We start from the raw sequence: 26,150 nt of genomic DNA on the forward strand, positions 1-26,150 counted from the left end.
GTTTGTACAAAGTTAAACCATTTAAGAGAAGAATCTCCAAATCTAATTGCTGTTTCTCTTTTAAATGGTCTACCTCTCTTTCAATTGAAAAATAATATTCCAATATTCCTTATTTACTTGTAAAGGAATGCGTTCAAAGAAAATCAGAGTTAAGGTGTATTTCCAGTTTAAATTTTTAACTTTCGGGATTTTTTGGTGACTGGGTATATAAAAGAGAAATTTTCGAAAAAATCCCGGATCTACCAGTTTTCAATCTTAAGGTAACGTTTAACTCAGATTTTTTCTATCATGCAGACAGAGGAAATAAAAATACATAATGGAGAATGGCTTACAGACGCTTTGAAAAGACAAGGATATGAAAATATCCCCTCAAACGTAATTCTGGACAAGACACTTACAGGACTTGGAGCTACTCATACGGAATTGCACTCAAACCGTAATTCTATTATCATAGAACCCAATGTTCCCGTTATCATTGAAAAAACAAAAGATAATCCAGATTGGTTGGCAGTTTGGGAGAAGTGTACACCTTCTAAAGTTGAAAAATACTTGCAATCAACAAATAAAAGAAAGAAACTGATTTGTACACCTGAGAGTTTTTCAAAAATCAGGAAAGCAGCCAATAAATTGAACCTGAATATTTACACTGATTATTTCTGTTTGATGGATGAATGCGAAAAATTCATTCAAGACGTGGATTATAGAAAGCGAATCACTCAACCAATATATGAGTTCTTCCAATTTCAACAGAAAGCATTAGTTTCTGCAACACCGTTGGAAATGAGACATAAAGAACTTGTAAATCAAAATTTCAGGATATTAAAGATTGTCCCTGAATATGATTACAGAAAGAATCTGGAAGTTATCGTTACTAACAGCTATGACAAGACAGTCAAAAGCAAATTAGACGATTTACAGGATAGCCCTTGTGTTTGTATCTTCATTAATTCCACCAATGGGATAAATAAGATTATCAATACTTTGAAACTGACTGATTACAAAGTATTTTGTTCCAATCAGAGTGTGAAGAAGTTGAAAGAAAGAGAGTTTGATAATGTATATGAAATGCTTGAACCCTTGGCTAAATACAATTTCTTTACTTGCCGTTTCTTTTCCGCTTTGGATATAAAGTTAAAACAAAAGCCTGATATTTTAATACTTACAGACTTGAATGAAGCGGTTTACACAATGATTGATCCTTTTACGGAAGTAATTCAGATACAAGGTCGTTTTCGCAATGGATTCAATTCACTAACTCATATCTCAAATGTCAAGATTGATTTGGATATAAAGAGTAAAGAAGCCATTGACGGCATGATTGAAGAATTTGAAACTACTCATTCTGATTTGAAAGACAGACATAAACAAGCAACAGATAAATACAGGAAACAAGCCATATCCCAAGATATGGAAGCTGTGAAATATGCGGATTTGTTGGACGAACAAGGAAATATCAATTATTTCTCTGTTGATAACCTGTATAATGAAGAGAGGATAAAGGGATATTATAAGACAAAGGAATCTCTTTTTAACGCTTATAATGCCACCAATCATTTTAATGTAACGGATGCTTCCGTAATCGAACTTTTGGGAGAAGATGATTTGTTGACATTGAGAAAAGCCAAAACGGATATAGAAAAACGTCGGCTGTTGACTGAACAACTAAGCAAACTTTATTCAAATCAGGATAAAGTTGATATTTCCTTTTACTTGAATATTTTGAGGAAAGAAGATCAAGGTGCGTACACTATTGACGCATTCCTGAAAATAGGAAAAGAAGGATTGAAAAAAGCCGGATATAAAAAAGGTACAATAGACAAAGCCGTAAAAGAGTATGACAAAAACATTCATCGTTTCCTTCCAGAGGTCATAAAAGACATACAGAGCGAGTTCGATCTTAATGTATGGATTGAAAAAGAAGAAATAAGGGATCGTCTGGCAATGATCTATAAGAGACATAATATTTTATACACTGTGAAGCTGAATACAATAAAGGAATATTTTTTAGTTGACGAAACTAAAGATAAAAAGCCTTATAAGTATATCTTAAAGGTGTTAATAAAGGACTTCGGGATTTTTTGAGACTTGGGTATATAAAAGAGAAATTTTCAAAAAAATCCCGAATGTCTTATTTCGTATGCTTAGACTTAGACCATGTAAAGAAAGATATGCCGACCAAATCCGGAGTGTTCTTCTTAAATGGTCTGACTTTCCATAAACACAAAATGGATGCTTTGATTTCTCAAAGCACCCATTACACACAATTTATATATGAGCCGAATTTAATCGGTGAAGAATCTCCTTCTGAATCATAACAAAGTTACTCATTCTGAGAGTCAAGAAAAAATAAATCCTCTTCAAATCAAACCACAGAGATAAAGCATACCTCAACTTTGAAAAAGCACTATGGATCAAATTCTCATGTATGAAACGTGAGCTTAACCGCACTTATCTAAAACTCCCCCCTCAGTAGGTGATAGAGAAGTGAAAAATATGCAAGTGATCTACCTCTGAATCTCTTTTTCGAAAACGGATAAATGCCTATCGAACTTTGGAAACAAGGGAAAGAGATTTTTAACGGACAGAGATTTAACAACAGATTGCGGTATTTTCCCCTTTTCTCTTTTATATGGTGTAACCCTCAACACTACGAAGGATTAAAACCAAGCCGATACACAGGAATTATCAACAAAAATCAAATTTATATCATTATGGAAAGTCAGTACAAGGTATGTGAAGTGAAACTCACTTACAAGTCAAAGATTAAAGCCTCTGAAAGAGAGAAAATCTTATCCGCTGAAAATGCTTATAAAATCCTTTTATCTGTATTTGATTCTGAAACAATACAGTACAAAGAGTTTTTCAAAGTCATTTTAATGAATAGAGCCAACAAGGTATTAGGTGTTTGCCATATTTCAGAAGGTGGATTGAATGAAACCTCTGCGGATATACGCATTATTATGCAGGCAGCAATATTGGGTAATGCTTCTGCCATCATATTGGCACACAATCATCCGTCTGGGAACATACAACCAAGTATGCAAGACGATCAAGTGACAAAAAGAGTAAAGGAGATTGCCAAATTGATCGGTATCAACCTTTTGGATCATCTTATCATAACGGATGAGACTTATTACAGTTATTCTGAAAACGGACGGATTTAAGATTGTGAGACATGGAAATAATACTTTATATCTTAATTGCCGCCATTGTGTACCTGATAGTGTTGTTAATCTATCCGATCATTCCGTTTATCCTTCTTTTTACCTTCTTGTATAAGGCGATAAAGGAACAATGAGAATCAAAAAAGAATGTTCACTTCTGTTGAAAGTGAATGTTCTTTTGATTTTCAACAAGTTACCATTCAAAGAAGAATAGAGGACACAAAAAACAATCACTTTTATTTGTAATCAATTAAAACTGAATATTATGAGTTTGAAATACAGCACAACAACAGCGGATTATCTGAGATGGGATGAAATGTCAAATCTGGTCAGAAGATTAAGCAGGGACGGAGATTATAAAATGTCCTTGCTGATTGCGATAGGTTGTTTCTGGGGATTGCGTATCTCTGATATATTGTCGTTACGTTGGAAAGATATTCTGAATGTGGATGAATTTACCTTGCAGGAAAAGAAAACAAAGAAGAACCGTACAATCAGGATTAATCCCCAACTGAAAAGACATATTGCAGAATGCTACGATCACATTCAGCCAATAGGGATTAATTCGCCTATACTGGTAAGCCAGAAGGGGACAACATACTCAGTACAAAGAATCAATGTGATCTTAAAAGAGATCAAAGCCAAATACAAACTGAAAGTTCAACATTTTAGCTGCCATAGCCTACGAAAAACATTTGGCAGGCAGGTGTACAACCAAAATGCAGAAAACGCAGAACTGGCTTTAGTCAAGTTGATGGAGTTGTTCAATCATTCCAGTGTGGCGATCACAAAAAGGTATTTGGGATTGAGACAGGAAGAAATATTGCAGACTTATGACAGTCTTTCCTTTTAGATGGTTAATATTTCAGCTTAAATCATTGACACATAAAACACTTTTCGTAACTTTGTGGCAATTCTACAAGTTCATGGCGTTGAACCTCTATAGAAGGACATACGTTTAACGAAAGGTGTTATTGAAATTATCTTCTTAGATTAAACTTCGCAACTTTAATTTTTAGCATGAAGATGATGGCAATAGCACCCGCATCATTTGATATATACTTACCTGTGATGGGTATCATATATCCTATTGGTGTGGGTTGCTGTTGTTTTATCCATGCTAAAGGTAATGCGAAGACCTAATCTAAGGATAAAGCAAATACAGTTCCCACACCTTTTTTATTTTATTAATCTTTCCAGAGGGAACAAGGGAAATCTAATAAATAAACATATGGCAATTCTTACATTCTTACTTATTGTTGGATTAGCTTATGCCGCTTATAAAACGTGTCCTAAAAACGAAGATGGTTCAATAAAAAAAGAAAATGTTATTGCACTTATTGTAGTGCCAATTCTATTATTTGTATTTTACCTTTTAACTGATTAACTTATTAAAAAATAAAAAAATGAATAACAAAGTTTCTTTTATTCTACTATTTACGAGTTTATTATTATCATCTTGTTCTACATATAACAAAGTTCATCCTTTAAGTTCTGTATGTTCATATAAAGATGGTATTTGGGGTAATTGGAAATCGACGATTAGTTTCAATAGCTATGATTATTCAGTAAGAACACAATATAACAGTCAGTACTTAACAGTGTATATCTATAAATCTTATTCCCATCCATCAGAGTATGATATAAAGATAGAAATAGATAAATATTCAAAAAAATATCAATCTGAAGGTTGGTATTCCTTTAAAGGTAAAATTTCTATAGGGAAATATCCTTCATTTACAATAGATACAGAATACAAAGATTGGGGAAAAACAAACTATTGTGACTTTTTATGCGATGAAAACATGGTGAAGTCAATAAATAAAAATGGACTTAAAGGAACTATAAATTCTTTTTATATCAATTCTAATTATGACAAAGTCGGTCTTGGATTTACATTTCATTAATAAATATACAAAGTTATGAACGCAAGATTATATTTAATACTGAGCCTTTTGTTATTGTCAGTTCAGTATTCAAGAAGCCAATTTTTAGATTATATTCCATTAGAACATAAAAATAATTCTTATGAAGATGTGACTAAAGAGGCAAGAGAGTTTGAGGAATATGTTAGACGACGGGAATTAGAACTTGAACGAAAATTGGAATATGATAGAAGAGCTGAAATAACAAGAAGAGCTGCTCAACCAGTAGTTATTAATGAAGAATTAGTAACCGCTACAGGGTTAAATATTTCACAAGAGAAAGAAGTAACAGCAAAAATAAACCAGAAAACTTATAGTGATGGTCAAGTTGTAAACTATGTCATTGGTTTAAAATATAATAACAACTGGATTAGCATAAAAGAAACGTTATTGCCTAAAATATCCGTGTTGATAAAAAAGGCAGAATCAGATGGACAAGATGAAATAAAACAATTTCTATTAGAAATGTCTGAATATGCAAATTATGTTCTTGTTGTAGGTGACGAATTTATTCTATTCTAATGTAATGAATATACAGATATTACTACTTTTAATATTGTTTTCTACATTTGCTTCTACGAAAAGCGATGTATCTTTTACTGTTGAGACATCACTTCGTACCACATTGCAGGAAGTCAATGCAGATTCAGGCTTAGTTATGTTGATGGATTCAGCAGGAAATGTCATAGGCAAAAGCAGTCTTTCTCTGTTAAATGGTAAGTCTTTAGAAGATGAAGTATATACTACAGTTAGAGATATGGGGACACTTGCTGTCCCTGTATCTTTAATTCCTGTTTTGGAGAAAGGGAATGTTTCACTGTCTGACACTGTTGATGTGGGTAATGGTATATATAATCACAATGGAAAAGAGATCAGAGATCATAATGCGGATATGGGTGGATATGGAGAAATCACCTTACAACAAGCAATCCTGTTTGATTCAAAAGTGGGTGTAATCAAATCATTATCTCCATATACAACAATCAAGACAACCTATTCACCTACGGAAATACTGAATTTCTATCATTCCATTGCCGTATCTGATCATTCTATTTGTTCTGCAAAAACAATGAAGGAGATACAACAGACCTTTGAAATGGTAGTCAGTGAAGGTACAGGTAAACCTTTATTTTCTGATAATGTAAAGATCGCAGGAAAGACAGGATCAGTTATTAAAGAAGATGGAAAACATGAAGTTTCCTTCTGTGGTTATTTCAAGGTGAACAATGCTGTATATACCTGTTTAGTCATTATTTCCAATCCTAAAAATGGTTATCCGTCTGGTGGTATAATGGCTGGGGATGTGGTTAAAGGGATTATTAAATCTATACATTAAGATTATGCTGAATAGACTCAAACATTTATTTGGAGATAAAAAAAATAAGGAATTTGGAATAAACAATATTACTCCAATAGAAAAGATTGCCCCCAAAGAGCAGATTGATTTGATCCGCTTTTTTAAAAATGAACTACCAGATAGTAAAGGTCGCTACCACAAAGATATTCTACAGTTCAATCATGAACAGATAGAATATAATCACGATTTCATACAATGGATTCTACCTACTATCGACAAAAGCCAGTTTCATCCAGAGGCTCCAACCATCGATGGACACTTTAAGGAACAATTGCAACATGACGATTTGGCAAAGTCAAACTATTGCAAAACCTGCCAATTATATTTGAATTATATTGGATTCCATTGTAACAAAAGACGGATTCAATGTCAAATCACAGGACGACTTTATGAATTGCCATTCCATAATCAATTAAGGATTACCCGTATGCTAAACTCTCTCAATCAAGTGGGAAATAATCAATGCTCAACCAATCTATACCATGCTATCATAAGTGAAATTAAGCCTGATTCCGACAAAATTAATAATAGTACATTAGAGTATTGGGCAAAAACACAAAGAATAAATAGAAACTGTAACATTCTTATAGGAGCAATCGCAGGAGATATAATAGGTTCAATTTATGAGTTTAATCCTATAAAATCAATAGACTTTCCTCTATTCAAAGAACATTCCAGATTTACAGATGACACTGTAATGACTATTGCCAATGCTGACTGGCTATTGACAGGTGATAGCTTGTCTGGTATCATGTTAGACTATGGCAATCGTTATCCAAGGGCAGGATATGGAAAATCTTTTTACAATTGGTTACAAAAAGATATTCCACAACCATATAATAGTTTTGGAAATGGTTCTGCCATGCGTGTAAGCCCTGTTGGATGGGTGTTAGACACATTAGAGGAGACTTTGAAAAAAGCTAAAGAAAGCGCAGAAATTACCCATAACCACCCAGAAGGGATTAAAGGAGCACAGGCTACGGCAGCATGTATTTACCTGGCTCGCACAGGAAAATCCAAGCAAGAGATTAAAGGATATATTGAATCTACTTTTGGCTATAATCTTAGTCGAACCTGTGATGAAATACGAATCGCTTATCAATTCGATGTTACCTGTCAAGGTTCTGTTCCTGAATCCATCATCGCTTTTCTGGAAAGTAAGGATTTTGAAGATGCCATTCGTTTGGCTATTTCTTTGGGAGGAGATGCCGATACGATGGGTGCAATTACTGGAAGTATAGCAGAAGCATATTATAGAAATGTTCCAGATCATATAAAAGAGGAAATCCTTAAACGATTACCAGAAGAGTTTATCAACGTTATGGAAAAGTTCTACAAGAAATTTATTATGAAAAATGACGATAAATTTTCTGATAAAAACAAATCTAACCAATAGATAAAGGATTATCCGTCTGGTGGTGTAATGACTGGGAATGTGGTTAAAGAGATTGTTAATTATTTGGATAGATAAGGAAATGAAATATTATATTCTCTTACTTGGATTATGTTTGCTTGGTTGTAACAGTCAGCCAAGTAAACAAGATAAATCTATCCAACCTGTAATACAGAAAGATGATAAGTTTACCAATCACTATGAACTTCCACTGACAGAATCAGAAAAAAGAGAAGTGTTACACTATTCTGATTCTGTTTTGCAAGTGAAAGGTATAAAACTCATTGATTATAGGAATGAAATTTATCAGTATGGAGATATACGTTTTTATTGGAACAAGAAATTTAATTACTTCTTGGCATATCCAGATTCGTTGATTCATGGGAAAGAAGCATTTCTTTGTGACGGAAATCATTTTTATAATAAGGACAGCACAATTGTATTAAATACTGGCATTGCTTACTATGATGTATTTGAAGATGATTATTCCATTTCTGAATTTTTTAAAGAGTTCATATTTGAAGGTGAATCTATTTCATATAAGCAATTTAATGATACCAATTTCTATTTGAAAGGTAAGAATAAAACAAGAACGTCATTTATTCGAATAGGAATTTATAGAGAAATTTATAATCGAAAAATTCTCATTCTTTTGGAGTTAGAATACAAGGACTGCAAACGAAAAGATGCAGAATGTATTTGGAATACCTACATTAAGAAGAAATTTCCTAGCCAACCTTTACGCAACATTATTTAACAATACAAGTCAATTTATTGCATTTCTGTTTCCTATCCCAGCATATTTAACTCAAATGTTTCGTCAAGTTTTTCTCATTCAACAAATTACACACATCTAATATATTAATTCCTAATTCAGCACATCTATTCACTGTATATCGTTCTGCATACATTTCCTGCAATTCATCCATACTAAAAATTTCATCTGCATCCACATTAGTGCCGTTCACTCCTACTTTTATCTGCTCATTATGATTACAAGTTATATATTCCATTATGGAAATATCATATAATTCATTCAAGAAAAAATCATAAGTCATACTTCCTGTGGATATATGACACCTCTGTTCAAGTATCTGCTTAATCAAATCATATCTATCTTTTCTACCCTGTTCAGTCTGTAAATAGTCAGATAATTGTTTAAGCGTATATACATCATTGTTATATCGTACCTCATCTGATAACATATCATTGATAAACAAATATTTATAAACATCTACTTCCTTAAATAATTTACTATTATCACACGATATACTAGCATTTACTCGTTTTGATTCTGTTTTTTCAACATCTGTCACACCTGCAACTATATCTATCTTATTATCCATAGATAATTGCAGATACACTTCATCTACCATCTTTGTTGATTTGTGTCCTACCATATACTTAATAACATCCTTAGATATACCATTTAAGAATGAATTAGTAACAAAAGTATATCTACCAATATGAGAGCGCATTTGTTCATAGATTGGCTTACCGTCAACTAATCTATCTAAGTTTGCCAACAAAGCAATTTTCCTCAAACGACTATTATATGTACTTGTCACTGGTTCTTCTAAGCCTTTTGGGTATTTAGACAATATAGGTTTGATCTTGTCTGCTTTAATAAAAGCATCCACCCCCTTCTTTTGGGTTTTAATCACAAATACATTCCGTCTCTCATCATATATATAATCGTCCTCAAATAGCTTAATAACATCAGACTTTCTTGTACCAGCTAAGCACTGAACTACAAATAAATCCCTTGTTTCTATTAGTTTTTCATTATCTAATTGAAGATTTGCCAGTTTATCTATTTCTTCTTCCGTCAGTACAATTCTGACCGTTTCTTTTTCGTTTCTATTTTTATAAAGCCTAAAAGATCTCATACCGCTTTCAGCATAACTAAATGGAATATTATGCTTACTATCAGCTTCTTTCAACAACATTTCAAACATACTAAAGACAGTCTTGATAGTTTTATTCTTACTACCTACATCTATATACGATTGCTGATAGCTATTAAAAGTTTCCAAATTCATATTGTTCCAACTATCTGATATACCATTAGCTTTTAAAAAACGTCTGAATTTATTAACATTCCCATGATATATTTTTTTAGTCGAATCACCAATATTCAAATTCTCACTTATAAATCCATCCATTGCATAAGTTGCTGGCTTAACGCTTACATTTCTCATTTTTATCTGACCTTTATAAATTTTGTCTTTCAATATGTTCAAACTATCCGCTATTTTATCTGGATTGTCACAAAAATACTTCTTGCACTCTGAAAAAGAAACTTTCAACTCATTTATTTTATTATTAGCAATCTCATTATTTCTATTATCCAATTCAGGCAAACGGAAACTCACATAAGCTTCCTGCTTCTCCTTATTCCAATGTTCAGGATAAACTTTTACACCCGTTGCTAATTTTAGCTGTTTCCCATTAATACGGACAACTAAATAGATATTGGTTGGCTTATTGGCTTTAGGTTGTCGTAAATTAAATCTTGCCTGCATTTCATTAATAAAAACCTGCTGTTCCATCCCTGTTATTCAAATTGGTTCTTCACTTTTGTTCTTTGTTTTCGTTCTTTTTATCAGATCTACGCTACCCAGTTTCAAAACAGCATTCATATATACATTTGATATTCAGCGAAAAAACTTTTTGTTGATATAACCAAAAATTCTTTGTATCTTTGTAGCGTCTTTATAAAACTAGTTTACAGAATGGATGCAAAAAAAATCTTGTTTATAGCTCAAGAAATAACACCCTACCTTCCCGAATCAGAGATTGCAACGATATGCAGAAACCTGCCACAAGGCATACAGGAGCGTGGTCGCGAAATTAGGACTTTCATGCCCAAGTTCGGTAGCATTAACGAACGCCGCAACCAGTTGCACGAAGTAATCCGGCTTTCGGGTATGAATCTCATCATTGATGATACCGATCACCCGCTGATCATAAAGGTAGCATCCATTCAGGCAGCCCGCATGCAAGTATACTTCATTGATAATGAAGATTTCTTCCAAAGAAAACATACTATCAGCGACGATGATGGAAACGAATACGAGGATAACGACGACCGTTCGATCTTCTACGTTCGTGGTGTATTGGAAACAGTGAAAAAACTCCGTTGGATACCGGACGTCATTCACTGTCATGGTTGGATGTCAGCGCTAACAGCCCTGTACATCAAACGTATGTATGCTGACGATCCTTGCCTCAAAGATGCAAAGATCGTATACTCTATTTATAACGATGACTTCAAAACACCGTTCAGAAAAGAATTTGCAAGCAAGTTAAAAATGGATGGAGCCAAGGACAGCGACCTGAAAGGCATCAAAGCCGATACAAGCTTCACCGGGCTGACCAAGCTCGCCATCGATTTCGCAGATGGTGTGATACAGGGTAGTGAAACGATCAATCAAGATGTGTTGGATTATATTGCCACTAAAAAGCACACTCCATTCCTGCCTTATCAGTCGCCGGACGTTTATATGGATAAATTCAACGAATTCTACGATGTCATATTAGGCACAAAATAAATTTAGAGACATGAAAATCAAGCTTTTTATACTTGGCCTGAGTCTCGGAATCTCGATTCTGAGCGGGTGTAATGATGATTTGACGCAGGTAGGAACAGGTATTCAACCGGAGAATGACAGACCGCTGGTATATGCGGACACATTTTACATGAAAGCAAAAACATTACAGACTGATTCTGTCTATGCCCGGACAATTTACGGTTCATTAGGGGAAATATACGATCCTTTGTACGGAAACCTGAAGTCTGATTTTATGTGCCAGTTCTACTGTCCGGAAAATTTCCGGTTCAGGTATACACCCTACAACGGCATAATAGATTCGGTCGAATTTAAAATATATTATAGCCGAAGCTGGACAGGTGATTCTCTAACTCCGATGCGTGCACAACTATACGAAGTAACAACTCCGCTAACGAGAGATTTTTATACGAATATCGATCCGGAACAATACTGCAATATGCAGAAATCATTAGGTATGCAGACATATACGGCACGTGATCTAAGTGTTTCGGACTCTCTTTGGAATGATAAAAATTCAAACAACGTACTGACTTATCAACCGAGAATAACCATCCGCATGCCCCAGGAAGTAGGTCAACGTTTCTATGACGCGACAATCAAAACTCCGGAAGTTTTTAATGACCAGAATACGTTCAATCAGTTCTTTCCCGGTATTTATGTCACAAATACATACGGTACAGGAAACATCCTGAACATTGAAAGTACCCAGATGAACATTTACTATAAGCACACGGTAAAAGGCTCTGCCGACCAGGATTCAATCGTACAGGCTTGGGAGACTTTCAGTGCGACATCTGAAGTTATCCAGTTGAACAGATTCAAGAATACAGACATCAGCCATCTGCTGGAACCCAATGATAGCATCGCTTATCTGAAAAGTCCGGCAGGCGTATATACCCAGTTGACAATCCCGGCACAAGATATTGCTCCTATTATCCAAGGACGTATTGTCAGCAATGTGGACCTTTCTTTAAAAGCCCTTCCGCAAGAAGACTGGAAATTTGCATTTGAAGCTCCCGCTAACGTGCTGATACTCCCAAAGGATTCTATGGATACATTCTTTAGAAACAATAATGTAGAAAATAACATCACTTCCTTCCGGGGATCTTATGTGGCTTCGACCCGAACCTACTCATTTGGAAACATAGCCAAGCTGCTTAAAACCCACATAGAGAACTCTCCGGATGAAGATCTGGTTATCAACGTTATCCCCGTACAGCGCAGAGTAGGAACGACAACCAACTACTACGGGCAGACAAGCGAATACACTGTCGCCATCGAGAACTATTTGAAACCTTCCGGTGTAAAACTACGTATCGACAAAGACGCAATGGAAATGCGTATCGTAACAATTGAATATAGATAAGCAAGACTGACTATTTATTATCTATCAGATATAAAAAAACCGGGGTTCCTTTTAGGGAATCCCGGTTTTCATTTATTACTTTACCTTTATTCAGCAGCCGTTTTTTTCGCTGCTTTTTTCTTATACTTATCAAGCTCTTTCTGTAACTTTTCAATCTCTTCACCCTGGTTCTTAATCGTTGTAAGAAGCGAATTCAACTCTTCGTTCTCTATCTCAACAGGATACAAAGCATCTACACGGCTGATAAAATCACCTAATATATTCATATAATTGGTAAACGCATCATACGGAGAATCATAAATACCACGATTAAGCCAAATTCCAGTTTTCTTGGTTGTCATAAAACGGAAGTTATTGCTTGCCTGCAAATAGTCCCAGTCCTGCTTGATGCGGCGATCATCACATAAATGAACACGACCAGCCACACTATACAATTTATTAAACGCCTCACGCTGCATCACATTACCCAGCCAACAACTCGTATCTCTTTCCTCATCGGCCCATGACATCGGATAAGGAACATCGACTTGATCTACAGACTTGAACTTTGTCACGATTTCAGACGGAGTCGAGAATGAAATGCCCTTTTCTTTCGCACAAGCCGGCAAAGCCTTCATGAACTGCAGGATATTCGAAGACAACGGTTGTGCAATACCCAAGGCAGAAAGCTCCATAAAAATATTGATAACCTGTTCTTCTTCCGGTAACCCCGCAATCCAACCGATATATTTATCTGCAAATAACGGATATTCGCTCCAATCCGAATTAGAGAAACGCAGACTAATGTCGTCCGACAGTTTGAAATCACGAAGCAAAATCTTCAAATTAGGATTATAGGCACAATGGTACACATAATGCGGGCTCTTCCATCCCAGCACATGTTTGGCTCCTTCGGTCAAAATCCCCTTAAATCCCATACTTGCAACAACCGATCCGATCTCATTCGAATAAATCAAACTGGAATTACGGAAAACCTTGGGAGTTTGTCCAAAAACTTGTTTGATCTTCGCACTCATTCTGGAAACTTCTTCACGGAAACATTCTTCATTAGCCAAAGAAGAAAGCCCATGAGAATAAGGTTCGCACAAAAATTCGCAACAACCTGTGTCATTCAATTGATGCAACAGGTCTATCACAGCGGGAGAATAGATCTCCAACTGTTCCAAAGCCACACCCGAAATAGAAAAAGCGACTTTAAAAGCTCCTCCGTTATTCTTTACCATTTCAAGCAAAGTGGTCAATGCCGGAATATAAGAACGCTCTGCAATCTCCGTGATACTGCGTTCATTTTCATAATCATCATAATAGTAATGATCCGTACCGATATCGAAACAACGATAGCGTTTCAGATGTATGATTTGATGTATTTCAAAATAAAGACAGATTGTTTTCATATCTAATGTTGTTTTATTATTTACCGTAATTCTTTAAGACATTCTCATAAAGAGCGCGAATACGCAAGCCGACTTTTTCCCATGTGATGCCATCGACCTCTTTCTTTCCTTCCACCTGAAGATATTCGAACAAAGACGGATTCGTGCAGATCGAATAAATAGCGTCAGCCATTGCATGAATATCCCAATAGTCCGTCTTAATCACCTTGTCGAGAATTTCCCCACAACCGGACTGTTTGGAAATAATGGAAGGTGTTCCGCACTGCATGGCTTCCAACGGAGCAATCCCGAACGGTTCGGAAACAGAAGGCATCACAAAGACGTCACTGTTCTTGTAAGCTTCATATACCTGCCTTCCACGTTGAAACCCGGGAAAATGGAAACGGTCAGCAATTCCACGCTCAGCGGCCAAATTAATCATAGCGTCCAGCATATCACCCGAACCTGCCATAATGAAGCGGATATTACGTGTACGTTTCAAAACAAGCGCTGCTGCCTCGACAAAATATTCCGGTCCTTTTTGCATGGTGATACGTCCCAGGAAAGTCACGACCTTTTCCTTTTTATGCTCCGGACGAGGAATGTCCAAAAGTTCTTGCGACAACGGATAAACCGCATTATGCATGGCAAAACATTTCCGCGGATCCTGATGATACTCCCGGATAACCGTCTGCCGTGTCAATTCAGATACACACATAATACAATCCGCATAATCCATACCGTTCTTTTCCGTTGCGTATACGGTCGGGTTGACCTTTCCGCGTGAACGGTCGAAATCGGTTGCATGAACATGAATGCAAAGAGGCTTACCACTCACCATCTTAGCATGCACGCCGGCCGGATATGTCAACCAATCGTGGGCATGAATAATATCAAATTGCTGCTGGCGAGCAACGACACCCGCTATAATCGAGAAATTATTGATCTCGTCATGCAGGTTAGCAGGATACCCTCCGGCAAACTCCATACACCCCAAATCATTTACATTCAGATATGAGAAATCGGCATAGATATGGTCACGGAAAGCATAATATTGCTCTGGCGTCATATAATTGGGAAGCCTGGACTTCAAATAATCATAATTGACATCCCGCCATACGACAGGTACTTGATTCATACCTATAATATTCAGGAAACCTTCTTCTTCACCGGTAGGCTTCGGCAAACAGAAAGTCGTTTCCACATCATTCTGCAGACTCAGACCTTTAGTAATACCATAAGAGGCAACCGCAAGACCACCATATATTTTGGGAGGAAATTCCCATCCAAACATTAACACTTTCATACAGGCTCCTCCTTTCAATAGTTATATTTGCTTAATAAGTATAATATTCTCAATATTTCTGCAACATTCATTGCGAATGATATAGCTCCACGCCCCTTGAACGGAGGATTACCGTCAAACAATTCTGAAATGGACCCGATACAATGAGACGACATTTCATCTTCGTACCCAATCAGATAACGTTCGATAAACCCTATACCGCTCATCTTATAGATACGAAGATATGCCTCAAAATAGAAACCTGCCAGCCAAGGCCAGGCCGTTCCCTGATGATAAGCATAATCACGCTGGATCTGAGGACCGACATAATTAGGATTATACCCACCGCTCTTCGGGCTCAAGGAACGGAGTCCTTTAGGAGTAAGCAACTCTTTCGTCACAATATCGAGTACACCTTTTTTCTGGCTGGAATTCAAAGGAGAATAATCAAATGCCACGGCAAATATCATATTCGGACGCACACTCCACTCCATCATGTTACCATCGACATAATCGAGCAAATAGCCATATTCATTCAAGAACACATTGACAAACGACTTCCCGCTTTTCTCGGCCAAAGCTCCCAATGATTCAGCCAAAGCATTATTTCCGGCCTCACCCGACAATTCTCCTGCAAACCGCAAAGCGTTATACCACAATGTATTGATCTCAACAATATATCCTGTACGCGGAATAACGGGATGTCCGTTAACCGTCGAGTTCATCCATGTTACAGCCCTATTCGTCCCATAGGTATAAAGCAATCCATTATCATGCAGAATCAGATTCGGATGTTTATCCTGACAGAGGAACCTCATGATATCTTCCAACAATACACCATATTTCTCGCGGCATGCCTCACGTGAAACCATTTTAGCATATTGCTGAATGCACCAAACAGCCCAAAGCAAGATATCGGGATGCTCCATTTCATAAATCTTGATCTGGCTCGGTTCATTACGGATAAAATTATAAATCGCCTTACAGGCCGTTTCCATTACCATTTCAAACTTGGAAACCTCATTGATAGCCAAAGTCAGCCCCGGCAAAGAAATAAACAAATCGCGTGCCCTGCACTTGAACCACGGATAACCGGCTAAAATATAAAATTCATTTTCCTGCTTATTTAAGAATTGATGTGCTGCATTGATCAGGCAATGTCGGAAAGTATCGCGAGGTGTACGTTCTTCAACCTCGTCTTCAAAAGTCTTTTTTAACGAACGAGTTCCTATTTCAGAAACCCCACCGGAAAAGACGATGCTTTCCCCTTTCTTTATCTCAACCTCAAAATATCCGGGAACATACAGATCTTCGTTAAAGTCATAGCCTCTCTCCTGCTCTTTCGGATATTCGATACCCCGATACCAATCAGGCAGATAATGAAACTCATTCTTTTTGTTCAGTTGCATATACAATTCAGGATAGCCCGGATACATACAGGTTTTGATACCATTCGACACAACCTGATATTCGCGACTGGCCTGGGCATTCTCGTGTGTATATTCACGGACACTGCGAAACGCTAAAAACGGACGCAAGCGCAATGTTGTTGCCGAATGGGCATCCAACAACGTATAACGGATCAAGATTCGATTCTCATGATGCACAAACAACTTCTCTTTTTTCAGAATAACACCTCCTACACGATAGATCGTCGTAGGAACTTTCTCGCATTCGAACTCACGAATGTACTTATGACCTCTCGGACTGTAATTATCCCCCTGATACTTATGAAGCCCCAAGTTAAATTCGGCACCATGCTGTATGACAGTTTCATCCAATGACGACAACAATACGTGATTCTCATCATCCAGTTCCGGAACCGGAATTACAAGTAATCCGTGATATTTTCTTGTGTTGCAATCAACGATAGTTGTACAATGATAGGCTCCCGAACGATTCGTACGAAGAATTTCTCTTGGCAGCGCTTCTTCCAGGTTCGTCATAAGAGTCTTGTCAAATTTAAGATAACTCATATTTTTATATTTGGTTTTAAGTTTATGCTTTAACGTGATAACATATAAATTGCTTTTGTATCTTGACCAAAAGTATCACTTAAAAAATAAAAAAACAAATTCACTTTCATATTTATTTAGAAATTTCATTTTTACGATTTAAAAACAGTTTGATTGATAATCTGTTACAAATATGCCAAAGTGGATATATGTGTTGTCAAACACATGCCAAGCTGTTAAAAACTTCCAAATCCGGCAGTTTGGCATCGTCTGGCAATCAATGCATTTTTATTTGCCGATTATTCCGTACCTTTGTTATATAATAAATCAACACGAAAGAACATGAAACAAAATAGAGAAAATCCCTTTTTCGAGACTTATCGGACTCCGTTCGGAACTCCTCCGTTCGACCAGATCGAAACAGAACAGTATGAACCAGCTTTCGACGAAGGAATCTGGCAATTGGACGAGGAAGTCCGAGCCATTGCCGACAATACGGAACTTCCTACATTCGAGAACACAATCATAGCACTCGAACGCAGCGGCAAGCTGCTGGATAAAGTCATCTCGGCTTTCTTCAACGTATTGAATGCAGAAGCAGACGACGAGATGATGGATATCTCGCAACGAGTATCCCCCAAACTGTCGGAAAGCTCCAACAATATTTATTTGAACGAACAACTATTCGCACGCGTAAAGAGTGTCTACGACCGGAAAGATGAACTGCATCTCCCGATGGAAGACGCACGTCTGCTGGAGAAGACATTCGAAGCTTTTTGCGCACGTGGCGCCGCACTCGGACCCGAAGAGAAAGAAAAATACCGTAAACTCAGTTCCGAGTTAAGCCTTCTTTCCCTCACATTCGATCAGAACGCATTGAAAGACAAGAACCGCTACGAACTGTTGCTAACAAAAGAAGACGAACTGGAAGGACTACCGGAAAGCATACGCGAAGCTGCCGCACTCAGGGCTAAAGAAAAAGGAAAAACCGGATGGCTGTTCAATCTCTCGGCCCCAAGCTACGTGCCTTTCATGCGTTACTCAGCTTTGCGCGGGTTACGGGAAAAGATGTATCGGGAATATATGAGCATAGGTAACAAAGGGGATGAATACGACAACAAGGAAATCATACGGGAAATCGTCAATATCCGCCTGGAAATCGCAAGATTGATGGGATATACCAACTATGCCGACTATAAATTGAAACATACGATGGCCAAAACTCCCGCACGCGTCTATAAACTGCTGAATGAGTTATTGGATGCCTACAAGCCGGTAGCCCGGAATGAATACGAGACCGTACAAAGATTTGCTTCGGAAACGGAAAAAGAAAACATAACGGTCATGCCTTGGGATTGGAGCTATTATTCCGAAAAACTGAAAGACATCCGTTTCAACGTGAATGATGAAATGACGCGTCCCTATTTCGAACTGAATCATGTAAAGAAAGGCGTGTTCGGTCTGGCTACGCAATTATATGGCATCACTTTTAAAGAGAATAAAGAAATTCCGGTTTATCATCCCGAAGTAGAGGCATACGAGGTTTACGATGCCGACGGGAAGTTTCTTTCCATATTATATACAGACTTCCATCCGCGCGACGGGAAACAGTCAGGAGCCTGGATGAACAGCATAAAGGAACAATACCGGGATCAAGACGGCAAAGACAGCCGGCCCCAAATCATTATCGTAATGAACTTCACACGTCCGACCGAGACGAAGCCTTCTTTATTGACTTTTGACGAGGTCAACACGCTGTTGCACGAATTCGGACATGCCCTGCACGGTATGTTTGCCGAAGGATCATACGCGAGCCTTTCCGGTACAAATGTCTATCGTGACTTTGTGGAACTTCCTTCCCAACTGATGGAAAACTGGCTGACAGAGAAAGAGTTTCTGGATCAGATCGCCATCCACTACAAAACCGGGGAAAAAATCCCGCAAGAATTAGTACAGAAATTAATAGACGCTTCCAATTTCAACGCAGGATATGCCTGCTGCCGTCAACTGAGCTTCGGTTTCTTAGATATGGCCTGGCATACCCGAACAGAACCATTCGGCGAAGATGTTATCTCTTTCGAGAAGGAAGCCTGGAAACAGACCGTGATCGTCCCCGAAGTTCCCGGAACCTTGATGAGCAGCAGTTTCGGACACATCTTCTCCGGTGGATATTCAGCCGGCTATTACGGCTATAAATGGGCAGAGGTCCTGGATGCCGATGCTTTCTCGGTCTTCAAAGAGACGGGAATCTTCAACCGGGAAACAGCCCGTTCTTTCCGTAAAAACATCCTATCGAAAGGCGGAACCGAAGATCCGGATATCCTGTACAAACGTTTCCGGGGAAAAGATGCGGAAATCGGTGCCCTGTTGAAAAGAAACGGAATAGAACCAGGCGGACCATCCGCATCCGTCCAGAGCCGGATGCAAGTCTGATTTGTTTTCGAGGTTGCCTTCTATGGTATTTTTATGATACACGCTTGAACAAAAAAACTTCGAACCTATTCCATTTATCCCAAATATATGTACCTTTGCCTACTATTTATATAATTAAGGTATATAAAATCAGAAGACGATGTGCGATAAGAAGGAAAAGCAACTCGAATTGGATAAGCGCTATCTCAGAATGGCGGCCGTATGGGCGGAAAATTCGTATTGCAAGAGACGCCAGGTTGGGGCACTGATAGTAAAAGACCAAATGATTATTTCTGACGGATATAACGGTACGCCATCCGGTTTCGAGAATGTTTGTGAAGATGAACACAATGTCACCAAACCTTACGTTCTGCATGCGGAAGCCAATGCCATTACGAAAGTGGCCGCTTCGTCCAACAGCAGCAAAGGTGCAACGATCTACGTCACCTCTGCCCCTTGCATCGAATGTGCCAAGCTCATCATCCAGTCTGGGATCAAGCGGGTGGTATACTCTGAAAAATATAGGGTGGAAGATGGTTGCAACCTATTACGTCGCGCTGGTGTTATTATAGATTATATAGAAATAAACGACTAAAGATACGTTTTATGGACAAGAACAAAAGGCTGGCTGTATGGTTGCCTGTGATTATAGCATTAAGTATTGCTCTCGGGATATTTGTAGGGAATCATTACCTCAGACTGACACAAGGAAAGAGGCATATTTATTCCAGTGGAAATAAAATCAATGCCATCCTCGACATTATCGACGAACAGTATGTCGATACAGTCGATATGAAACAATTAGTGGAAGATGCCATTCCTAAGGTCTTCAGCGAACTGGACCCGCATTCCGTGTATATACCGGCAAAGGACGCCCAACGGGCAAATGAAGACCTGGAAGGATCGTTCAGCGGCATCGGGGTTTCATTCAATATGCAGACCGATACCATTCTGGTTATCAACGTCATTCCGGGGGGACCTTCAGAGAAGGCCGGCTTGAAGCCCTTCGACCGTATCATCACGATCAACGACTCCCTGTATGCCGGCAACAAAAGTGACCAGGAAGTCATCATGAAGACTCTGCGTGGTGCGAAGAACAGTACGGTCAAGTTAGGCATAAAACGTAAAAACGAACCGGAACTGTTGTATTTCGACGTGACGCGCGGCGATGTCCCCGTCAGTTCGGTCGACGTGTCTTACGAGGTAAGCAAAGGAATCGGCTACATCAAAGTAAGCAAATTCGGCCGTACCACTTATAATGAATTTATCACGGCAATCGCCAAGCTGAAACAGGCAGGTTGTACCTCATTCGTGATCGACCTTCGCGGTAACACGGGCGGTTATATGGATGCCGCCATCAATATGGTAAACGAATTCATGCCGGAAGGCCGCCTGATCGTATACACGGAAGGAAAAGCATTCCCGCGCAACGATGTCTATACGAACGGCACAGGTACTTGCCAGGATGCTCCGATTGTAGTCTTGACAGACGAGTTCTCGGCTTCCGCCAGTGAAATCTTCTCCGGAGCTATCCAAGACAATGACCGCGGGCTGATTATCGGCCGCCGTACTTTCGGAAAAGGCTTGGTCCAGTCGCCGATCCAGTTAAGCGACGGTTCGGAAATCCGCCTGACGATCGCACGCTATTACACGCCGTCTGGACGTTGTATCCAGAAAAAGTACGAACTGGGTAAAGACAGCGAATACGAACAGGACATCTACCAGCGTTTCATGCACGGTGAATTTGATTCTGCCGACAGCATCAAGCTGAACAACAGCGAAAAATACGAAACCGTGATGGGACGCCCCGTTTACGGCGGCGGCGGTATCATGCCGGATATCTTCATCCCGCGTGACACAAGCGGTGTGACTTCCTATTTCTCCAACGTAGTCAATTCCGGTATGTTGAACCTATATGCACTCGAATACTCGGATCGCAATTACGACAAGTTGGCTTCTTTCAAGACCTATCAGGACTTACACAAATACCTGCAACAACAACCACTGCTTTCCGATTTCACCAATTATGCCGCAGCAAAAGGGATCAAGAAACGTCCGCACCTGATCAACATATCAGGCAAACTGATCGAGAAACAGATCCAGGCCTACATCGTCCGTAACTTCTTCGACGAAGCCGGCTTCTATCCAATATTCCAGAACGATGACATCACGCTGAAACGCGCCGTCAAAGTCCTGAACGAAGGCAAATCATTCCCGACACTGGAGAACAAAAACAATACGCCCAATGGAATTGCGCAAAGCCAAACAAACACTTCGAGAGGATATGGCTTCCTTAAAGAGATCATATACGAAGACTACATTGCTGGATCTCTCTGCTAAGATAATGGACCGGCTGGAAGAGACAGACCTCTTCCAGCAAGCTTCGTGCATTGCACTATACCATGCCATCCCCGGCGAAGTGCAGACTGCCGGACTGATCGAAAAATGGTACCGGAAAAAGAGATTATTGCTCCCTCTTATAAAAGGGAATGATCTTCAATTGCTCTTGTATGCAGGAAAAGAATCACTCAAAACGGGTGTTTTCGGGATATTGGAACCAAGTGAAGATTGTGAAGCCGTACCGGAAAGCGAAATAGACCTGATCATTGTTCCGGGTGTCGCTTTCGACCGCCAGCATAACCGCCTCGGACGGGGAAAAGGATTTTATGACCGACTGCTTTCGACACTGGATGTTCCTAAAATCGGAATCTGCTATGACTTCCAGTTAAAGGATCAGATTCCGGCCGAGCCGTTCGACCGGAAAATGGACTTGATTATAACTGAAAAAGAAATATTGTGATTCAGATCTTATCCGTTTGCAACAGCTCCATGACCTTAGCATCCGCCTTGGCTCTTATCTCAGGTGTGATGCTATCCTTCACGATTTTCAGGACAAGTCCCATCACAGCTACATCGTCAGTAAAGCCGATCACCGGAAGAAGACCTTCCGGTATCAGGTCGAACGGCAGAATAAAATAGCCTAAAGCACCTATGATATAAGCCTTATGTTGTAACGGAACATCTTTATCGTGCAGCAGATAATAAAGCTGGAAGACAGGACGTATCACCGTCGCACCGACTTTCTTTGCAACCCGTTGTACTTTTTGCCAGAATTTATTTTCAGAATAGTATGTGCCATACTTTTCCACTTCATAAACCTCTTCAAACGGAACTTCTTCTATCTTTTTTGCATCCATAATGATTCAACTCTTTTATCTGATAACTATATCTTGTATAACTTCCGAACCGGCATAATCGTTCAAGCTCTTCACCAGACGTTCCCGGCACAACACCAATTCACTTCTCAAGACGGAAGAAGTGAGGGAAACATACAGCACTTTGTCTTTTACATATATATTACGAGTGTACTGAGCGACCATCGGCCCCAGTATCTCGCCCCAGGCCCGCATGACACGGATTTCCAGTATCTTCCCCCTCAACTCAGCATTATCCTCGAAAAACTCCCGGATCGCATCGCCCAACGTCTGTGCATTCCGGTGCATCATTCCGCTTCCTCCATCGGTTGCACTTCACCCTGTTCGACCCTGAACAGAGCGTAGCCGTGATTGATCGATTGCAGGATGGCGTCCAAATATTTCCGGTTCGTATCAGTAATGAAAATCTGCCCAAACTGGTCGCCGCTCACCAGCTTGACGATCTGCTCCACCCGGTCGGCATCCAGCTTGTCGAAAATATCGTCCAACAGAAGGATCGGACGCGCTTGCCCCCTGCAGGAAAGAAACACATACTGAGCCAGCTTGAGGGCAATCAGATACGTCTTGTTCTGCCCTTGCGAACCGACACGGCGGATCAGGTGGCCGTTCAACGTCATCTCCAGTTCATCCTTGTGAATGCCGGTCGAGGTATAACCGAGTATGCGGTCACGTTCCCGATTGGCAGCCAGCATATCCGCCAGGCTCCCCTTCTCCAACTGGGAGATATACCGCAAACCGACCTGTTCGGTCGAACGGCAGATCGTCTGGTAATATTCGTTGAAGATCGGGATAAAATCATTCACCAACATCTGCCGCTTCTCGTACACCATCCGGCCGTACATGTCCAGCTGCATTTCCAGCACTTCATAAAGGGAAGCGTCGATACACTGGTCCTTCAACAGCGAATTCCGCTGAAGCAAGGCTTTATTATATTGTATCAACGCATGCAGATAAGGCTTGTCCTGCTGCGAAATAATCACATCGAGAAAGCGGCGACGTTCTTCGCTCCCGCCTTGTATCAGTTCCGAATCGGCTGGCGAAACCATCACTAATGGCAACAGACCGATATGCTCCGACAGTTTGTCGTACTCTTTTTTATTCCGCTTGAACTGTTTCCGTTGCCGGCGACGGATAGCACAAAAGATCTCCTCTTCACGCCCCTCATAGTCATAGTTACCTTGCAACACGCACATATCCTGACCATTGTTGATCAGCTGGGAATCGGGCGTATTGATATGGCTTTTGCAAAAAGAGAGATAATGAACGGCATCCAACAGATTGGTCTTTCCCATTCCGTTATTCCCGAAAAAACAATTTATTTCGGGAGAGAAAGAAACTTCTGCCTGGAGAATGTTTTTATAATTGAGTATAGAAAGCTTTTTAAGTATCATCCACGCTATATTAGTTGCACAAAATTAAAAAATATACTTCTAAGTATAGATTTTCTCAGTAAAAAAAACTACTTTTGCGACTTGAATTGCCACAGGCATAAAACAGTGATAAAATAATAACAACTATAAAACATTATGGCTACTAAGGAAAAAGACACCAACAAAGAGTTAGAGGTCGAAGAAATTGTTTCGAGATCGGAGCAGTTCATTGAAAACAATTCAAAGAAAATCATTTATGGTATTATAGCACTCGCTCTCGTTGTTGGAGCTGTTTTGGGTATCAAGCACGGATATTTGATTCCGCAGGAGAAAAAAGCCGCAGCAGCTATGTTCAAAGGCGAACAATATTTTGCAAAAGACTCTTTCAACCTGGCACTGAACGGAAACGGTGCGGATTATGAAGGATTCGAAGCTATCATCGACCAATACGGAAGCACATCGGCCGGTAACTTGGCAAAGGCTTATGCCGGTATCTGCTATTTCAAGATGGGCGACAATGAAAAAGCATTGGATCTGCTGAAATCTTTCAGCGGCAGCGACGACATGATCTCGCCGGCTATCACGGGCCTGATCGGTGACTGCTATGTAAATATGGGCAACGTAAAAGAAGGTATCAGCTATTTCGAAAAAGCAGCCAAGCAGGCAAGCAACGAAGTGATCAGCCCGACTTACCTGAAGAAAGCCGGTATCGCTTATGAAAGCCTGAAACAATATGGTGATGCTGTTAAGGCATACACGACGATTAAGGAAAAATACTTCAATTCAATGGAAGCTTCCGATATCGACAAATATATCACCCGTGCTTCGGCATTGAACAAATAACGTATACACATTATTATAATCATATAAGAGGATGTCTCGTCAAACAAGGCATCCTCTTCTTTTAAGAACAAAAAATATGGCAACAGCTTATCAGAATTTATCGGAGTACGACTTTAACAGTGTTCCTGACGGATCGGAAGTGACTGTCGGAATCGTCGTAGCGGAATGGAACAAGCACATCACCGAAAAGCTATTGGAAGGCGCCTGCAACACATTGGAAAAACATGGCGTCAAAGCCGAAAACATATTTGTAAAACGAGTACCAGGCAGTTTCGAACTGACTTTTGGCGCAAAAAAAATGGCTGAAACAAAAGAAGTGGATGCCGTTATCGTTTTGGGCTGCGTCGTAAGAGGCGATACTCCTCATTTCGATTATGTCTGTTCAGGCGTTACGCAGGGCATTACAGAATTAAATCTTATGTACGATATTCCGTTCATTTTCGGCTTGTTAACGACAGACACTATGCAACAGTCCGAAGACCGTGCAGGTGGCAAGTACGGAAACAAAGGAGATGAAGCGGCAGTAACCGCTCTTAAAATGGTAAATTTTTCTGCCTAAACGCTTGCAGGTTTCAAAAATAATCGTACCTTTGCACTGCAATTGAAAATAACGGGGGCAGTTACCAGAGTGGCCAAATGGGGCTGACTGTAACTCAGCTGGCTTTCGCCTTCGGTGGTTCGAATCCATCACTGCCCACAAATTAATTGCGGAAGTAGCTCAGTTGATAGAGCATTAGCCTTCCAAGCTGAGGGTCGCGGGTTTGAGCCCCGTCTTCCGCTCTCAAGAAGAGGAAAATCGAAAGGTTTTCCTCTTTTTTTATTTGGCAGTCTGCATTTATTTACATTCCTTTGGAAGGATCCATCCATCATCTATTGGGGCGATATCCGAAAAAGAAAAGAAACTATATGCCGTAGAC

General features: G+C 39.5%; 24 protein-coding genes and 2 tRNA genes. 19 read left to right on the plus strand and 7 right to left on the minus strand.

The features are described from left to right. The first annotated feature begins 288 nt into the window (after nt 1–288). The 9 genes from NQ542_RS08235 (at nt 289) to NQ542_RS08275 (ending at nt 8,596) form a co-directional block, all read left to right on the plus strand. On the plus strand, nt 289–2,082 hold the full coding sequence (locus NQ542_RS08235; RefSeq protein ID WP_005636457.1) for a hypothetical protein: 1,794 nt from the start codon (nt 289–291) through the stop codon (nt 2,080–2,082). 629 nt (nt 2,083–2,711) lie between these two features. Then, nucleotides 2,712–3,164, plus strand: coding sequence for a JAB domain-containing protein (locus NQ542_RS08240; protein ID WP_036658544.1), 453 nt, complete (start codon nt 2,712–2,714; stop codon nt 3,162–3,164). Nucleotides 3,165–3,429: 265 nt separating this feature from the next. Continuing rightward, a complete protein-coding gene (locus NQ542_RS08245) occupies nt 3,430–4,017 on the plus strand; it encodes a tyrosine-type recombinase/integrase (RefSeq protein WP_005636438.1) in 588 nt (195 codons plus the stop codon). Between the two features lie 378 nt (nt 4,018–4,395). Further along, the gene (locus tag NQ542_RS08250; RefSeq protein WP_005646580.1) at nt 4,396–4,551 is read left to right on the plus strand and encodes a hypothetical protein; all 156 of its coding nucleotides are present in this window, start codon (nt 4,396–4,398) and stop codon (nt 4,549–4,551) included. A 19-nt stretch (nt 4,552–4,570) separates the two neighbouring features. Further along, nucleotides 4,571–5,071, plus strand: a complete 501-nt coding sequence (locus tag NQ542_RS08255; RefSeq protein ID WP_005646578.1) for a hypothetical protein — start codon at nt 4,571–4,573, stop codon at nt 5,069–5,071. Nucleotides 5,072–5,086: 15 nt separating this feature from the next. Next, complete coding sequence (locus NQ542_RS08260) at nt 5,087–5,611, plus strand: hypothetical protein (protein WP_005636430.1); 525 nt, start codon at nt 5,087–5,089, stop codon at nt 5,609–5,611. A 4-nt stretch (nt 5,612–5,615) separates the two neighbouring features. Continuing rightward, complete coding sequence (locus tag NQ542_RS08265; RefSeq protein ID WP_005636427.1) at nt 5,616–6,425, plus strand: penicillin-binding transpeptidase domain-containing protein; 810 nt, start codon at nt 5,616–5,618, stop codon at nt 6,423–6,425. A gap of 4 nt (nt 6,426–6,429) precedes the next feature. Continuing rightward, a complete protein-coding gene (locus NQ542_RS08270) occupies nt 6,430–7,842 on the plus strand; it encodes an ADP-ribosylglycohydrolase family protein (RefSeq protein ID WP_005646576.1) in 1,413 nt (470 codons plus the stop codon). A gap of 37 nt (nt 7,843–7,879) precedes the next feature. Continuing rightward, nucleotides 7,880–8,596 (plus strand): hypothetical protein, encoded by a 717-nt coding sequence (locus NQ542_RS08275; protein WP_005636419.1) that lies wholly within the window; start codon nt 7,880–7,882, stop codon nt 8,594–8,596. A gap of 46 nt (nt 8,597–8,642) precedes the next feature. Here NQ542_RS08275 and NQ542_RS08280 read toward each other — a convergent pair whose 3' ends face one another. Further along, complete coding sequence (locus NQ542_RS08280) at nt 8,643–10,391, minus strand: tyrosine-type recombinase/integrase (RefSeq protein ID WP_005636415.1); 1,749 nt, start codon at nt 10,389–10,391, stop codon at nt 8,643–8,645. 183 nt (nt 10,392–10,574) lie between these two features. On the opposite strand from NQ542_RS08280, the gene NQ542_RS08285 reads away from it, so the two are divergent. Both NQ542_RS08285 and NQ542_RS08290 read left to right on the plus strand, forming a co-directional pair. Then, entirely contained in the window at nt 10,575–11,393 is an 819-nt protein-coding gene (locus NQ542_RS08285) for a glycogen/starch synthase (protein WP_005636412.1), read from the plus strand. 10 nt (nt 11,394–11,403) lie between these two features. Then, the gene (locus NQ542_RS08290) at nt 11,404–12,780 is read left to right on the plus strand and encodes a DUF4270 domain-containing protein (protein ID WP_005636410.1); all 1,377 of its coding nucleotides are present in this window, start codon (nt 11,404–11,406) and stop codon (nt 12,778–12,780) included. Between the two features lie 86 nt (nt 12,781–12,866). On the opposite strand, the gene NQ542_RS08295 is transcribed toward NQ542_RS08290, so the two are convergent. From NQ542_RS08295 to NQ542_RS08305, 3 genes are read right to left on the minus strand one after another with little or no spacing between them, the layout of a single operon-like run. Further along, nucleotides 12,867–14,174: a glycoside hydrolase family 57 protein gene (locus NQ542_RS08295; protein ID WP_005636409.1), complete on the minus strand. Its 1,308-nt coding sequence runs from the start codon at nt 14,172–14,174 to the stop codon at nt 12,867–12,869. Between the two features lie 16 nt (nt 14,175–14,190). Continuing rightward, nucleotides 14,191–15,459, minus strand: coding sequence for a glycosyltransferase (locus NQ542_RS08300; protein WP_005636407.1), 1,269 nt, complete (start codon nt 15,457–15,459; stop codon nt 14,191–14,193). A gap of 14 nt (nt 15,460–15,473) precedes the next feature. After that, nucleotides 15,474–17,414: a glycogen debranching enzyme N-terminal domain-containing protein gene (locus NQ542_RS08305; protein ID WP_005636405.1), complete on the minus strand. Its 1,941-nt coding sequence runs from the start codon at nt 17,412–17,414 to the stop codon at nt 15,474–15,476. A 321-nt stretch (nt 17,415–17,735) separates the two neighbouring features. Here NQ542_RS08305 and NQ542_RS08310 point away from each other — a divergent pair, with 321 nt between their 5' ends. From NQ542_RS08310 to NQ542_RS08325, 4 genes are all read left to right on the plus strand, one after another. Beyond that, the gene (locus NQ542_RS08310; protein ID WP_005636401.1) at nt 17,736–19,826 is read left to right on the plus strand and encodes a M3 family metallopeptidase; all 2,091 of its coding nucleotides are present in this window, start codon (nt 17,736–17,738) and stop codon (nt 19,824–19,826) included. A gap of 139 nt (nt 19,827–19,965) precedes the next feature. After that, nucleotides 19,966–20,400, plus strand: a complete 435-nt coding sequence (locus NQ542_RS08315) for a dCMP deaminase family protein (protein ID WP_005636400.1) — start codon at nt 19,966–19,968, stop codon at nt 20,398–20,400. A gap of 11 nt (nt 20,401–20,411) precedes the next feature. Continuing rightward, nucleotides 20,412–22,145: a S41 family peptidase gene (locus NQ542_RS08320; protein ID WP_005636398.1), complete on the plus strand. Its 1,734-nt coding sequence runs from the start codon at nt 20,412–20,414 to the stop codon at nt 22,143–22,145. Next, complete coding sequence (locus tag NQ542_RS08325) at nt 22,090–22,605, plus strand: 5-formyltetrahydrofolate cyclo-ligase (RefSeq protein ID WP_005651057.1); 516 nt, start codon at nt 22,090–22,092, stop codon at nt 22,603–22,605. Before NQ542_RS08320 ends, NQ542_RS08325 begins: the two co-directional genes overlap by 56 nt. Before the next feature lies 1 nt (nt 22,606). Here the strand turns inward: NQ542_RS08325 and NQ542_RS08330 are convergent, their stop codons facing one another. From NQ542_RS08330 to recF, 3 genes are read right to left on the minus strand one after another with little or no spacing between them, the layout of a single operon-like run. Next, a complete protein-coding gene (locus NQ542_RS08330) occupies nt 22,607–23,002 on the minus strand; it encodes a YkvA family protein (RefSeq protein ID WP_005636395.1) in 396 nt (131 codons plus the stop codon). A gap of 15 nt (nt 23,003–23,017) precedes the next feature. Further along, the gene (locus NQ542_RS08335; RefSeq protein WP_005636393.1) at nt 23,018–23,311 is read right to left on the minus strand and encodes a DUF721 domain-containing protein; all 294 of its coding nucleotides are present in this window, start codon (nt 23,309–23,311) and stop codon (nt 23,018–23,020) included. Next, nucleotides 23,308–24,411: a DNA replication/repair protein RecF gene (gene recF, locus NQ542_RS08340; protein WP_005636391.1), complete on the minus strand. Its 1,104-nt coding sequence runs from the start codon at nt 24,409–24,411 to the stop codon at nt 23,308–23,310. The genes NQ542_RS08335 and recF overlap by 4 nt, the downstream gene beginning before the upstream one ends. A gap of 135 nt (nt 24,412–24,546) precedes the next feature. On the opposite strand from recF, the gene NQ542_RS08345 reads away from it, so the two are divergent. From NQ542_RS08345 to NQ542_RS08360, 4 genes are all read left to right on the plus strand, one after another. Further along, on the plus strand, nt 24,547–25,233 hold the full coding sequence (locus NQ542_RS08345; protein ID WP_005636389.1) for a tetratricopeptide repeat protein: 687 nt from the start codon (nt 24,547–24,549) through the stop codon (nt 25,231–25,233). A 76-nt stretch (nt 25,234–25,309) separates the two neighbouring features. Continuing rightward, complete coding sequence (gene ribH / locus NQ542_RS08350; protein WP_005636387.1) at nt 25,310–25,792, plus strand: 6,7-dimethyl-8-ribityllumazine synthase; 483 nt, start codon at nt 25,310–25,312, stop codon at nt 25,790–25,792. A 55-nt stretch (nt 25,793–25,847) separates the two neighbouring features. Further along, nucleotides 25,848–25,930: transfer RNA gene (locus NQ542_RS08355), tRNA-Tyr, on the plus strand. Between the two features lie 10 nt (nt 25,931–25,940). Next, nucleotides 25,941–26,013: transfer RNA gene (locus tag NQ542_RS08360), tRNA-Gly, on the plus strand. Nucleotides 26,014–26,150: the final 137 nt, after the last annotated feature.

Origin of the sequence: Parabacteroides merdae ATCC 43184 (assembly GCF_025151215.1) — a bacterium.
GTDB classification, from domain to species: domain Bacteria; phylum Bacteroidota; class Bacteroidia; order Bacteroidales; family Tannerellaceae; genus Parabacteroides; species Parabacteroides merdae.